The organism is Streptomyces sp. NPDC050423 (assembly GCF_040655445.1).
Taxonomy (GTDB): Bacteria; Actinomycetota; Actinomycetes; order Streptomycetales; family Streptomycetaceae; genus Streptomyces.
Genome location: NZ_JBFAJY010000006.1, coordinates 201,682 through 214,693, shown reverse-complemented (window position 1 = coordinate 214,693; position 13,012 = coordinate 201,682). Strand labels below are relative to the sequence as shown.

Genomic DNA, 13,012 nt, shown 5'->3' with positions numbered 1-13,012 from the left:
ACCCCCCCGGTGGTGCGGGTCCCGGAACACCCCGCGCCCCGCGCGTTCTCCTGGGGGGGGGGCGCGCCCCGGGGCCCGCCCCCCCCCGCCCTCTGACAGAATCCGGCCATGCATGTACGTACCACTCAGGCGTGGTCCCTGCGCCCCGCCACCCCCGAGGACGTCGACGCCATAGCCGAGCTCCGGGCCGTCGTGATGCGCCCGGACCTGGTCCGTCTCGGCCGCTACGACGAGCACCGGGTGCGCCGGCGGCTGCGCGACTCCTACCGACCCGAGTACACCTCGGTGATCGTCCTCGACGGCCGTTTCGGCGGCTGCGTCACGCTGCGGCCGGTCGAGGACGGCTGGTGCCTGGAGAGCTTCTTCGTCGCCGAGGAGCTCCAGGGCAGGGGCATCGGCTCCGCGGTCCTGCGTGAACTGCTGGCCCGTACCGACGCCGAAGGCACCGCGGTCCGGCTCAACGTGCTCCAGGGCAGCGCGGCCCGGCGGCTGTACGAGCGGCACGGGTTCACCCTGGAGCGCGAGGACCCGGTCGACGTCTACATGGTGCGCCGCCCTACGGCTGGTTCGAGCTGGACTTGAGATCCCACCTCCGCATCACCGCCCCGGCGGGCGGGCGGAGTTGTCGGCCGTCGCGAAGACCGGCCGCCTGCGGGCCCGCCGGTCCGCGGGACCTGTGCGTGCTCATGGCCGAAAGCCGTTGAGGGTCCGTCACTCACTCTTGCGGCCGTACACGTGACGTGCTGCCATCGAGAACACTGCAGTCGCCTGGGTCTCAGGGGGAAAGCCATGGCCGGACGCCGTCGTCTCCGAGAAGAAATACGTCAGGCCGAACGGATGGCCCGCGCCATCCCGGACGCGCGGCGGAGGGCAGCCACCCTGACCGATCTCGCCGTTCAGGTGGCCATCGGACCGGGCGACATCGCCGAGGCCGAACGCATCGCGAACACCGTCACATACGAGGACCACGTCGTAAAGCACGGCCGGGACTTCTCGGTTCGCATACTGGCCGAGCAGTTGGTCGCCTTCAACGCCCGTGAGGCCGAGCGCATCGCGCTGACCATCAGGACGGATTACGAACGGGACGGGGCGTTCGCCACCATGGCGAGGACGCTGGCGACGACGGACAAGCACACCGCCAAACGCCTGATCGAGCGCATCGAGATGCCCTCCGTGAAGGAGGGCATGCTGCGCGATCTCGCCAAGGGCCGCCTTTGAGCCGTCCGAGTCGTCGCAACGAACGGGGGACAGATGGACGAGCAGGCGGAACAGCAGTACCGCGAAGCCGCCGAAGGCGGCGACCCGGACGCGATGGTCGAGCTGGGGTGGCTGCTCCAGCAGCGGGAGGACCGCTCCGAAGCCGAGCGGTGGTACCGGCGGGCCGCCGAGGCCGGGCATACCGAGAGCATGGTTCACGTCGCGGGGATGTTGCAGGAGCGCGGGGAGTCCGTCGAGGCCGAGCGCTGGAGTCGTCGGGCCGCGGACGCGGGGAACGCGCACGCGATGGGCAGCGTGGGTTACCTCCTGGAGGAGCGCGGTGATCTCACGGGAGCCCAGGAGTGGTACCGCAAGGGGGCGGATCATGGTGACGCCTTCTCGATGCGGTGCGGTGGGCTCCTGCTGGAGCGGAGCGGCCGCCTGGACGAGGCACAGAAGTGGCTGCGCAGAGCGGCGGACTGCACGGGTGCGGGCCAGGCTCTGACGCGGGGCGACGCAATGAGGGATCTCGCGCGCCTCGCGCTCCAGCGCGGTGACCCGGCGGAGGCGGAGCGGGTGCTGCGGGAGGCCGCCGCGACGCTGATGGAGGCGGACGACGTACCCGAGGAACAGGGGTACACGCTCATCACCGAACTGCTGACTCTGCTCGCCTCCCTGCTGCGCGAGCGTGGCGAGCCGGCCGAGGCCGAGGAGATCTACCGATGGGCGGCCGGCAACGGGCACGGCCCCTCGATGCTCCAACTCGGTGAACTGCTCGTGGAGCAGGGACGGCTCGCCGAAGCCGAGGAATGGCACCGGCGAGGGGCCGAGGCCGGGCATCTCCGCTCGGTACTGGTGCTGGCGTTGCTGCTGGCGGAGCAGCGGCGTCCGGCCGAGGCGGAACCGTGGTTCCGGCAGGCGGCCGAGGCAGGGGTGCCGCCGGCGATGGACTTCCTGGGCAACCTGTTGGAGGAGAGGGGGGACCTGGCCGAGGCGGAACAGTGGTATCTGGAGGCTGCCGAGGCCAGGGTCGACCGCTCGATGCTCCGGCTGGCCCATCTGCTCGAAGAGCGCGGCGCCCTGGACGACGCGCTGCACTGGTACCGGAAGTCCGCCGCCACCGGAAATGACTTGGCCATGATCAAGGCGGGGACGCTGGCGAAGCGGCGGGGGGACTTGGACGAAGCCGATCAGTGGTACGAGAAAGCCGCCCGGACGGGGAACGAATCCGGCATGTTCCTGGTGGCCGGGGTGCGAATGAATCGCGGCGAGCTGGAGGACGCCGAGATGTGGTACCGCAGGGGATCCGCTGTCGGCAACGGCAGCTGTATGGCGATGCTCGGGATCCTCCTGGCCGTACGGGGGGACGTGGCTGCCGGGGAGCAGTGGTGCCGACGGGCGGTCGATGCCGGGGTGGCCAACGCCGTGACGGACATGAGAGCCGTACTGCAGGAAGAGCACGGGCCCGGGGTCTGAACCGCGCACGTCCTGGACGGGAGAACGATGCAGGCGTACATCCGGCTGACCGGCGAAACGGCCCGGACCGAGCTGACCGCGCTGGCCGACTGGCTGTCGCGCGAGGACGAGCTCCGCGGCCGGTCCGCCATCGAGCGACCCGAGGCGCACCCCGGCCACATGGGCGGGATGTCCGAAGTCGTGATCGTGGCCCTCGGCGCACAGGGAGCCGGCACCGTACTGGCGGCCTCGCTGTCCGTGTGGATCAGGCACCGCCGTCCGTCGGCGGACATCGAGGTGACCGGCCCTGACGGGCAGAGCGTCAAGATCTCCTTGCGCGACGTCCCGGAGGCGCACCTGGAAGCCGTGCTGCGACGCGTCCTGGAGCGATGAATGCGCCTGCCCGACCCACAGCGGTCCCGGGCGGTACTGCTGGGCTTCGACGCCTTCACCGATCCCGGCCTGTTCGACCTGCCCGCCGTGAAGCACAACATCGACGACCTGGCCGAGGTGCTCACCAGCCCATGGGGGACAGCCCTCCCGAACAACCACTGCGCGAGGCGGGACAAGGACGCCCCGGCCGCCGATCTCGGTGACCTGACATCCATAGGAACCCGCTTGGTCGCCGCGGCCAAGGAGGCCGAGGACCTCTTGCTCGTCTACTACGCGGGTCACGGCCTCATCGGCCCGGATGGCGAGCTGTATCTGTCCCTGCCCGGAACCTCCAGCGAACCGGACCTGGTGGCGTGGACGGGAATACCGTTCGCCCTGGTGCGCCGCACACTGGCGAACGCCCGAGCGGACAGCCGGGTCCTCATTCTCGACTGCTGCTTCTCCGGACAGGCCATCGGCGCGATGGCCACCACCACCTCGGTGGTGGCCGGCCAACTGGAGGTGGCCGGTGCCTGCACTCTGGCGTCATCGCCGGCCAATCGCCCTTCCAACGCGCCTGATGGTGCGCGCCACACGGCCTACACCGGCGAACTGCTCGACTTCCTGCGGCACGGAACCGCCGACGCGGCGGAGCTCCTCACCCTGCAGACCATCCACGAACACCTCGCCAGAGCTCTGCCCAGCAAGGGGCATCCGCGCCCCGAACTGCGGAACACCCAGACGGTCGGCCATCTCGCGCTGGCCAGGAACCGGGCGCACTCGGGCATCTCCGATCCGGACGCGATGGTCAGGGAGGCCACGCGGCTGGAGCGACTCGGTGACGGCGCGGGCGCGGTGCGCTGGTACCGGGAGGCCGCGGGTGCGGGGCGATCCGACGCCATGAGGGAGCTGGGCCGGTTGCAGGAGCGGGACGGAGATCGCGTATCGGCAGGAATGTGGCGCCACAGGGCAGCCGAGTCCGGGGACCCCGCCACCATGTATGAGCTGGGAGTCAGCTCGTGGCACACCGGGAATCTCGCCCAGGCCGAGAGCTGGCTCCGGAAGGCCGCGGCTGCCGGTCTGCCCGAGGCGGCGGAGGACCTGGAGAGGCTGCTGCGGCGGCGGAAGTGAGAGCCATCCGGCGACGGGCGTTGCAGCAGGAGCACCGGCCGGGCGCCACCGTCCGACGACATGCGGCCAGAGACATGCAGAAGGGCCCCCTCCCGCCGCTCGCGCGACGGGAGGGGGCCCTTCTCGGTGCTCTGTGCGGAGCTACCAGGTCAGACGCTCAAGTACTTACTTGAGGATCTTGGTGACCTGGCCGGCGCCCACGGTCCGGCCACCCTCACGGATGGCGAACTTCAGGCCCTCTTCCATGGCGACCGGCTGGATCAGCGCGACGTTCATGAGGGTGTTGTCACCCGGCATGACCATCTCGGTGCCCTCGGGAAGGGTCACAACGCCCGTCACGTCCGTGGTACGGAAGTAGAACTGCGGGCGGTAGTTGTTGAAGAAGGGGGTGTGACGGCCACCCTCGTCCTTCGACAGGATGTAGGACTGGGCCTCGAACTCGGTGTGCGGCGTGACCGAACCGGGCTTGATGATGACCTGGCCGCGCTCGACGTCCTCGCGCTTGATGCCACGGAGGAGCAGACCGACGTTCTCACCGGCCTGGCCCTCGTCGAGCAGCTTGCGGAACATCTCGATGCCGGTGACCGTGGTGGTGGTCTTCTCGGTCTTGATGCCGACGATGTCGACGGTCTCGTTGACCTTGAGGACACCACGCTCGATACGACCGGTGACGACGGTGCCACGACCGGTGATCGTGAAGACGTCCTCGATCGGCATGAGGAACGGCTTCTCGACGTCACGCTCGGGCTGCGGGATCGACTCGTCGACGGCCTTCATCAGGTCGAGGACGGTCTGGCCCCACTCCTTGTCACCCTCAAGAGCCTTGAGCGCCGAGACCTTGACGACCGGAAGGTCGTCGCCCGGGAACTCGTACTCGGAGAGGAGCTCACGGACCTCGAGCTCGACGAGCTCCAGGATCTCCTCGTCGTCCACCATGTCGGCCTTGTTCAGGGCGACGACGATGTACGGAACGCCGACCTGGCGGGCCAGGAGCACGTGCTCCTTGGTCTGCGGCATCGGGCCGTCGGTCGCGGCGACGACGAGGATGGCGCCGTCCATCTGCGCCGCACCCGTGATCATGTTCTTGATGTAGTCAGCGTGACCCGGGCAGTCGACGTGAGCGTAGTGACGCTGCTCAGTCTGGTACTCGACGTGCGAGATCGAGATGGTGATACCGCGCTGGCGCTCTTCGGGAGCCTTGTCGATCTGGTCAAAGGCCGAGGCCTCGTTCAGGTTCGGGTACGCGTCGTGAAGCACCTTGGTAATGGCGGCCGTAAGGGTCGTCTTACCGTGGTCAATGTGACCGATGGTGCCGATGTTGACGTGCGGCTTAGTCCGCTCGAACTTTGCCTTCGCCACTGGGTCCTCCTGCGGAGTGGTTCTGTACGCCTTGCTTCATCGGCGCCAGGTGATCTTTGCTGGGATGCCGGGACCCGGGGGCATTCGGCGCAGTGCTTGCGCGCCGCGCCGAATGCCCCACCGGGTTCCGGTGACAAGCCTAAAGCGTGAGCTCGGGAGAGTTACTCGCCCTTGGCCTTCGCGATGATCTCCTCGGCGACGTTCCGCGGAACCTCGGCGTAGGAGTCGAACTGCATCGAGTAGCTTGCGCGACCCGAGGTCTTGCTGCGGAGGTCTCCGACGTAGCCGAACATCTCCGAGAGGGGCACGAGGCCCTTCACGACGCGAGCGCCGCTGCGCTCCTCCATGGCCTGGATCTGGCCACGGCGGGAGTTGAGGTCGCCGATCACATCGCCCATGTAGTCCTCGGGCGTGGTGACCTCGACGGACATCATCGGCTCCATGAGCACGGGGGACGCCCTGCGGGCACCCTCCTTGAACGCCTGCGAACCGGCGATCTTGAAGGCGAGCTCCGAGGAGTCGACCTCGTGGTAGCCACCGTCGAGAAGGGTGACGCGGACGCCGACCATCTCGTAACCGGCCAGGATGCCGAACTGCATGGCTTCCTGGGCGCCCGCGTCCACCGAGGGGATGTACTCACGGGGGATGCGGCCACCGGTGACCTTGTTGACGAACTCGTAGGACGCGTCGCCACCCTCAATGGGCTCGATGGCGATCTGCACCTTCGCGAACTGGCCGGTACCACCAGTCTGCTTCTTGTGCGTGTAGTCGACACGCTCGACGGCCTTGCGGATCGTCTCGCGGTACGCGACCTGCGGCTTGCCGACGTTCGCCTCGACGCGGAACTCGCGCTTCATGCGGTCGACGAGCACTTCGAGGTGAAGCTCGCCCATACCACCGATGATGGTCTGGCCGGTCTCCTCGTCGGAGTGCACCTGGAAGGACGGGTCCTCTTCGGAGAGGCGCTGGATGGCGACACCCAGCTTCTCCTGGTCGCCCTTGGACTTCGGCTCGATGGCGACCTCGATGACCGGTGCCGGGAAGTCCATGGACTCCAGGATCACAGGCTTCTTGTCGTCACAGAGCGTCTCACCGGTCGTGGTCTGCTTGAGCCCCATGACAGCGATGATGTCGCCCGCGCCCACCGACGCGATCTCCTCACGCTTGTTCGCGTGCATGCGGTAGATCTTGCCGATGCGCTCCTTCTTGCCCTTGACCGAGTTCAGCACCGCGGTGCCGGCCTCGAGGCGACCGGAGTAGATCCGGACGAAGGTGAGCTTGCCGAGGTGCGGGTCGCTGGCGATCTTGAACGCGAGACCGGAGAACGGCTCGTCGTCCGAGGGACGGCGCGTGATGACGACCTCGGGGTCCTTGACGTCGTGGCCTTCGATGGCCTCGACGTCCAGGGGGGAAGGCAGGTAGCGGACGACCGCGTCGAGCAGGGGCTGGACGCCCTTGTTCTTGAACGCGGTGCCACAGAACACCGGGGTGACCGTGACGGAGTCGGCCGTGCCCTTCGACGCGAGGGTGATCCGGCGGACCGCCGCGTACAGCTGGTCCTCGGTGGGCTCGACGCCCTCCAGGTACAGCTCCATCATCTCGTCGTCGTTCTCCGAGACGGCCTCGAGGAGCTTGCCGCGCCATTCCTCGGCGGCCTCCTTGAGGTTGTCCGGGATCTCGACGGTGTCGTACATCTCGCCCTTGACGGCCTCTTCGGGGTACACGAAGGCCTTCATCGTCACGAGGTCGACGACGCCGCGGAAGTCGGCCTCCGCACCGATGGGGAGCTGCATCACGATCGGGACCGCGCCGAGGCGCTGGACGATCATGTCGACACAACGGAGGAAGTCGGCACCGGTGCGGTCGAGCTTGTTGACGAAGCAGATACGCGGAACGCCGTAGCGGTCCGCCTGGCGCCAGACGGTCTCGGACTGCGGCTCGACGCCGGCCACACCGTCGAACACGGTGACGGCACCGTCGAGGACGCGGAGCGAACGCTCCACCTCGACGGTGAAGTCGACGTGACCGGGGGTGTCGATGATGTTGATGGTGTGGTCAACATCATTGAGCGGCCAGTGGCAGGTCGTCGCGGCCGACGTGATCGTGATGCCGCGCTCCTGCTCCTGCTCCATCCAGTCCATCGTGGCTGCGCCGTCGTGGACTTCACCGATCTTGTAGCTCACACCGGTGTAGAAGAGGATCCGCTCGGTGGTGGTCGTCTTCCCCGCGTCGATGTGGGCCATGATCCCAATGTTGCGGACCTTGGCCAGGTCAAGCGAAGTGGTGGCCATAAGGCTCAATCTTCTCTCGGTCTCGATGGGGTGAGCGACTACCAGCGGTAGTGCGCGAAGGCCTTGTTCGACTCGGCCATCTTGTGCGTGTCCTCGCGCTTCTTGACGGCAGCGCCAAGACCGTTGGAGGCGTCGAGCAGCTCGTTCATGAGCCGCTCCGTCATCGTCTTCTCGCGACGGGCGCGGGAGTAACCGACGACCCAGCGCAGCGCGAGAGTGGCGGCGCGACCGGGCTTGACCTCGATCGGCACCTGGTAGGTGGCGCCACCGACACGGCGGGACTTGACCTCGAGCGAGGGCTTGACGTTCTCAAGCGCGCGCTTCAGCGTGATGACCGGGTCAGCGCCGGTCTTCTCGCGGAGGCCTTCCATGGCGCCGTACACGATCCGCTCGGCGGTGGAACGCTTGCCGTTGAGCAGGATCTTGTTGATCAGCGAGGTGACAAGAGGAGAACCATAGACCGGGTCAATGATGACCGGGCGCTTCGGGGCGGGGCCCTTACGAGGCATTCTTACTTCTCCTTCTTGGCGCCGTAGCGGCTGCGGGCCTGCTTGCGGTTCTTGACACCCTGGGTGTCAAGGGAGCCGCGGATGATCTTGTAACGAACACCCGGCAGGTCCTTCACACGGCCACCACGCACGAGCACGATGGAGTGCTCCTGCAGGTTGTGTCCCTCACCCGGGATGTAGGCCGTGACCTCGATGCCGGAGGTCAGACGCACACGCGCGACCTTCCGGAGCGCGGAGTTCGGCTTCTTCGGGGTGGTCGTGAACACACGCGTGCAGACGCCGCGGCGCTGGGGAGAACCCTCGAGCGCGGGCGTCTTGTTCTTCTCGACCTTGTCCTGCCGGCCCTTCCGGACCAGCTGCTGAATCGTAGGCACTACTTCTCCGGTTTCTGTGTGCCGTCGGTGAAACTAACCTGAAACATCTCCGACCCACGCGGTCGGGTGTGTCGAATACTGCGGGTCACTGCCCTGAAGGCGGTGGAAGCGCATATCACGGTGGCCAAAAACGGGCTCGCCGTGCGGTTGAGGACACGCACGCAAGCCCAGGCACACCCCAGGCACAAGGTCTGATCGTACCTACCTCATCGACTCCGGTCAAAACAAGTGCTGCCCAACCGGACAGGTCATCCGCCGGCAGTCCCCGTCCGAACCCCGTGGAGGCGGCCCATCGGCCCCGTCGCGCCCCGACCCGCACAACGCCGGAGGGCGGCCACCCCGCGTACGGGATGACCGCCCTCCGGTCGTATCAGGCGACTCGCTTACTGGTTGTACGGACCGTAGTCGTAGTCCTCCAGCGGAACGGCCTGGCCGGAGCCCGTGCCGAACGGCGAGTAGTCGATGTCGTCGTAGCCGACGGCCGAGTACATCGCGGCCTTGGCCTCCTCGGTCGGCTCGACCCGGATGTTGCGGTAGCGGGACAGACCCGTACCGGCCGGGATGAGCTTACCGATGATGACGTTCTCCTTGAGGCCGATCAGGGAGTCGGACTTGGCGTTGATCGCCGCGTCCGTCAGGACCCTGGTCGTCTCCTGGAAGGAAGCCGCGGACAGCCACGACTCCGTCGCCAGCGAGGCCTTGGTGATACCCATCAGCTGCGGACGGCCGGAGGCGGGGTGACCGCCCTCGGTGACCACACGACGGTTCTCGGTCTCGAACTTCGAACGCTCGACGAGCTCGCCCGGCAGCAGCTCCGCGTCGCCGGACTCGATGATCGTCACACGGCGCAGCATCTGCCGGATGATGATCTCGATGTGCTTGTCGTGGATCGACACACCCTGCGAGTTGTAGACCTTCTGGACCTCGCCGACCAGGTGGACCTGGACCGCGCGCTGACCGAGGATCCGCAGCACGTCGTGCGGGTTGGTGGCACCCACGGTGAGCTTCTGGCCCACCTCGACGCGGTCGCCCTCGCCGACCAGCAGACGGGCGCGCTTGGAGATCGGGAAGGGGATCTCCTCGCTTCCGTCGTCCGGCGTGACGACGAGCTTCTTGGTCTTCTCGGTCTCCTCGATACGGACCCGGCCTGCGGATTCCGAGATCGGGGCGACACCCTTGGGCGTACGGGCTTCGAAGAGCTCGACGACTCGGGGCAGACCCTGGGTGATGTCGTCACCGGCCACACCACCGGTGTGGAAGGTACGCATCGTCAGCTGGGTGCCGGGCTCACCGATGGACTGGGCGGCGATGATGCCGACCGCCTCACCGATGTCGACCAGCTTGCCGGTGGCGAGCGAGCGTCCGTAGCAGAAGGCACAGGTGCCGACCGCGGACTCACAGGTCAGGACCGAACGGGTCTTGACCTCCACGACGCCGGCGCCCACCAGGGCGTCGATCAGGACGTCACCGAGGTCGACGTTGGCAGGCGCGATGACCTTGCCGTCGACGACGACGTCCTCGGCGAGCATGCGGGCGTAGACCGAGGTCTCGACGTCCTCCGTCTTGCGGAGCACGCCGTCGGCGCCCTTGACGGCGATCCTCAGCTTGAGGCCGCGGTCGGTGCCGCAGTCCTCCTCGCGAATGATCACGTCCTGCGAGACGTCCACCAGACGACGGGTCAGGTAACCCGAGTCGGCGGTACGCAGGGCGGTGTCCGCCAGACCCTTACGGGCACCGTGCGTGGAGATGAAGTACTCCAGAACGGTGAGGCCCTCACGGAAGGACGCCTTGATGGGACGGGGAATCGTCTCGTTCTTGGCGTTGGACACCAGACCACGCATACCGGCGATCTGACGCATCTGCATCATGTTTCCTCGGGCACCCGAGTCAACCATCATGAAGATGGGGTTCGTCTTGGGGAAGTTCGCGTTCATCGCCTCGGCAACCTCGTTGGTCGCCTTGGTCCAGATCGCGATGAGCTCCTGCGTGCGCTCGTCCTTGGTGATCAGACCGCGCTCGTACTGCTTCTGGACCTTCTCGTCCTGGTCCTCGTAGCCCTTGACGATGGCCTTCTTGGCCTCGGGCACGACGATGTCCGCGACGGACACGGTGACGCCGGAACGGGTGGCCCAGTGGAAGCCCGCCGCCTTCAGGTTGTCGAGCGTCGCCGCCACGATGACCTTGGGGTAGCGCTCGGCGAGGTCGTTGACGATCTCGGAGAGCTGCTTCTTGCCGACCGAGTAGTCGACGAACGGGTAGTCCTCGGGCAGCAGCTCGTTGAAGAGCGCGCGGCCCAGGCTCGTCCGCAGCCGGAAGGTGTCACCCGGCTGGTACTCGGGCTCGCCCTCCTCGGCGACCGGCGGCACCCAGCCACGCGGCGGGATGGTGCCCACCGGGAAGCGGATGTCGACGGACGACTGGAGCGCCAGCTCACCGGAGTCGAACGCCATGATCGCCTCGGCCGTGGAGCCGAACGCACGGCCCTCGCCCTTGGTGTCACGGAGTTCACCGTCGGTGGTCAGGAAGAACAGACCCAGCACCATGTCCTGGGTCGGCATGGTGACGGGACGACCGTCGGCCGGCTTCAGGATGTTGTTCGAGGACAGCATCAGGATGCGGGCCTCGGCCTGCGCCTCCGCGGAGAGCGGCAGGTGCACGGCCATCTGGTCACCGTCGAAGTCCGCGTTGAACGCGGTGCAGACGAGCGGGTGGATCTGGATGGCCTTGCCCTCGACCAGCTGCGGCTCGAAGGCCTGGATGCCGAGGCGGTGCAGCGTGGGCGCACGGTTCAGGAGAACCGGGTGCTCCGCGATGACCTCTTCCAGGACGTCGTACACGACCGTGCGGCCGCGCTCGACCATGCGCTTGGCCGACTTGATGTTCTGCGCGTGGTTCAGGTCCACCAGGCGCTTCATCACGAACGGCTTGAAGAGCTCCAGCGCCATGGCCTTCGGCAGACCGCACTGGTGCAGCTTGAGCTGCGGGCCGACGACGATCACGGAACGCGCGGAGTAGTCCACGCGCTTGCCGAGGAGGTTCTGACGGAAACGGCCCTGCTTGCCCTTCAGCATGTCGCTGAGGGACTTGAGCGGGCGGTTGCCGGGACCGGTGACCGGGCGACCGCGGCGGCCGTTGTCGAACAGTGCGTCGACGGCCTCCTGCAGCATCCGCTTCTCGTTGTTCACGATGATCTCGGGGGCACCGAGATCAAGGAGACGCTTGAGGCGGTTGTTGCGGTTGATCACACGGCGGTACAGGTCGTTCAGGTCGGAGGTCGCGAAGCGGCCACCGTCCAGCTGCACCATCGGACGCAGGTCCGGCGGGATGACCGGCACGCAGTCGAGCACCATGCCCTTGGGCTTGTTGCTGGTCTGCAGGAACGCGGAGACGACCTTGAGGCGCTTGAGCGCACGGGTCTTCTTCTGGCCCTTGCCGGTGCGGATGATCTCGCGGAGGCGCTCGGCCTCCTCGTCGAGGTCGAAGGACTCCAGGCGCTTCTGCAGAGCAGCGGCACCCATGCAGCCGTCGAAGTACGTGCCGAAGCGGTCACGCAGCTCGCGGTAGAGCAGCTCGTCGCCCTCGAGGTCCTGGACCTTGAGGTTCTTGAAGCGGCTCCACACCTCGTCGAGACGGTCGATCTCGCGCTGCGCACGGTCGCGCAGCTGCTTCATCTCGCGCTCGGCGCCTTCGCGCACCTTGCGGCGCACATCGGCCTTCGCGCCCTCGGCCTCCAGCTCGCCGAGGTCGGTCTCCAGCTTCTTGGCGCGGTTCTCCAGGTCGGAGTCGCGACGGTTCTCGACCTGCTGGCGCTCGACGGAGACGTGCGCCTCCAGCGACGGGAGGTCGCGGGTACGGCGCTCCTCGTCGACGAACGTGATCATGTACGCGGCGAAGTAGATGACCTTTTCGAGGTCCTTCGGCGCGAGGTCCAGCAGGTAGCCCAGTCGGGACGGGACGCCCTTGAAGTACCAGATGTGAGTGACGGGAGCGGCAAGCTCGATGTGGCCCATGCGCTCACGGCGCACCTTGGCGCGAGTCACCTCGACGCCACAGCGCTCACAGATGATGCCCTTGAAGCGGACACGCTTGTACTTGCCGCAGTAGCACTCCCAGTCCCGGGTCGGACCGAAGATCTTCTCGCAGAAGAGTCCGTCCTTTTCGGGCTTGAGCGTGCGGTAGTTGATGGTCTCCGGCTTCTTCACTTCGCCGTGGGACCAGGTCCGGATGTCGTCCGCGGTGGCAAGGCCGATCCGCAGCTCGTCGAAGAAGTTGACGTCGAGCACTTGTCGTCAATCCCTCTTTCGGGGGTTCGAGCCCCCTCGCT

The 13,012-nt window shown here is 67.1% G+C and carries 10 protein-coding genes; 5 read left to right on the top strand and 5 right to left on the bottom strand.

Going from position 1 to position 13,012, the window contains the following annotated elements:
• Positions 1 to 108 precede the first annotated feature (108 nt).
• From AB0I52_RS07540 to AB0I52_RS07520, 5 genes are all read left to right on the top strand, one after another.
• On the top strand, positions 109 to 582 hold the full coding sequence (locus tag AB0I52_RS07540) for a GNAT family N-acetyltransferase (protein WP_363069863.1): 474 nt from the start codon (positions 109 to 111) through the stop codon (positions 580 to 582).
• 207 nt (positions 583 to 789) lie between these two features.
• Positions 790 to 1,218: a hypothetical protein gene (locus AB0I52_RS07535; RefSeq protein ID WP_363069861.1), complete on the top strand. Its 429-nt coding sequence runs from the start codon at positions 790 to 792 to the stop codon at positions 1,216 to 1,218.
• Positions 1,219 to 1,251: 33 nt separating this feature from the next.
• The gene (locus AB0I52_RS07530; protein ID WP_363069859.1) at positions 1,252 to 2,673 is read left to right on the top strand and encodes a tetratricopeptide repeat protein; all 1,422 of its coding nucleotides are present in this window, start codon (positions 1,252 to 1,254) and stop codon (positions 2,671 to 2,673) included.
• 27 nt (positions 2,674 to 2,700) lie between these two features.
• Positions 2,701 to 3,045, top strand: a complete 345-nt coding sequence (locus tag AB0I52_RS07525) for a hypothetical protein (protein WP_363069857.1) — start codon at positions 2,701 to 2,703, stop codon at positions 3,043 to 3,045.
• Positions 3,046 to 4,155 (top strand): caspase family protein, encoded by a 1,110-nt coding sequence (locus AB0I52_RS07520; protein WP_363069855.1) that lies wholly within the window; start codon positions 3,046 to 3,048, stop codon positions 4,153 to 4,155.
• A gap of 165 nt (positions 4,156 to 4,320) precedes the next feature.
• On the opposite strand, the gene tuf is transcribed toward AB0I52_RS07520, so the two are convergent.
• From tuf to AB0I52_RS07495, 5 genes are all read right to left on the bottom strand, one after another.
• Positions 4,321 to 5,514 carry an elongation factor Tu gene (gene tuf, locus AB0I52_RS07515; RefSeq protein ID WP_363069853.1) on the bottom strand — a complete coding sequence of 398 codons (1,194 nt, stop codon included), beginning with the start codon at positions 5,512 to 5,514 and terminating at the stop codon, positions 4,321 to 4,323.
• Positions 5,515 to 5,675: 161 nt separating this feature from the next.
• Positions 5,676 to 7,805 (bottom strand): elongation factor G, encoded by a 2,130-nt coding sequence (gene fusA / locus AB0I52_RS07510; protein WP_363069851.1) that lies wholly within the window; start codon positions 7,803 to 7,805, stop codon positions 5,676 to 5,678.
• A gap of 38 nt (positions 7,806 to 7,843) precedes the next feature.
• Positions 7,844 to 8,314, bottom strand: a complete 471-nt coding sequence (gene rpsG, locus AB0I52_RS07505; RefSeq protein ID WP_014047773.1) for a 30S ribosomal protein S7 — start codon at positions 8,312 to 8,314, stop codon at positions 7,844 to 7,846.
• A gap of 2 nt (positions 8,315 to 8,316) precedes the next feature.
• On the bottom strand, positions 8,317 to 8,688 hold the full coding sequence (gene rpsL / locus AB0I52_RS07500; protein WP_003948652.1) for a 30S ribosomal protein S12: 372 nt from the start codon (positions 8,686 to 8,688) through the stop codon (positions 8,317 to 8,319).
• 383 nt (positions 8,689 to 9,071) lie between these two features.
• The gene (locus AB0I52_RS07495) at positions 9,072 to 12,971 is read right to left on the bottom strand and encodes a DNA-directed RNA polymerase subunit beta' (protein WP_362960669.1); all 3,900 of its coding nucleotides are present in this window, start codon (positions 12,969 to 12,971) and stop codon (positions 9,072 to 9,074) included.
• Between the last annotated feature and the right edge of the window lie 41 nt (positions 12,972 to 13,012).

Coding starts and splice junctions, on each gene's coding strand:
- AB0I52_RS07535 (WP_363069861.1), top strand. CDS start 790: ATGGCCGGACGCCGTCGTCTCCGAGAAGAAATACGTCAGGCCGAACGG.
- AB0I52_RS07525 (WP_363069857.1), top strand. CDS start 2,701: ATGCAGGCGTACATCCGGCTGACCGGCGAAACGGCCCGGACCGAGCTG.
- fusA (WP_363069851.1), bottom strand. CDS start 7,805: ATGGCCACCACTTCGCTTGACCTGGCCAAGGTCCGCAACATTGGGATC.
- AB0I52_RS07520 (WP_363069855.1), top strand. CDS start 3,046: ATGCGCCTGCCCGACCCACAGCGGTCCCGGGCGGTACTGCTGGGCTTC.
- rpsG (WP_014047773.1), bottom strand. CDS start 8,314: ATGCCTCGTAAGGGCCCCGCCCCGAAGCGCCCGGTCATCATTGACCCG.
- AB0I52_RS07530 (WP_363069859.1), top strand. CDS start 1,252: ATGGACGAGCAGGCGGAACAGCAGTACCGCGAAGCCGCCGAAGGCGGC.
- AB0I52_RS07540 (WP_363069863.1), top strand. CDS start 109: ATGCATGTACGTACCACTCAGGCGTGGTCCCTGCGCCCCGCCACCCCC.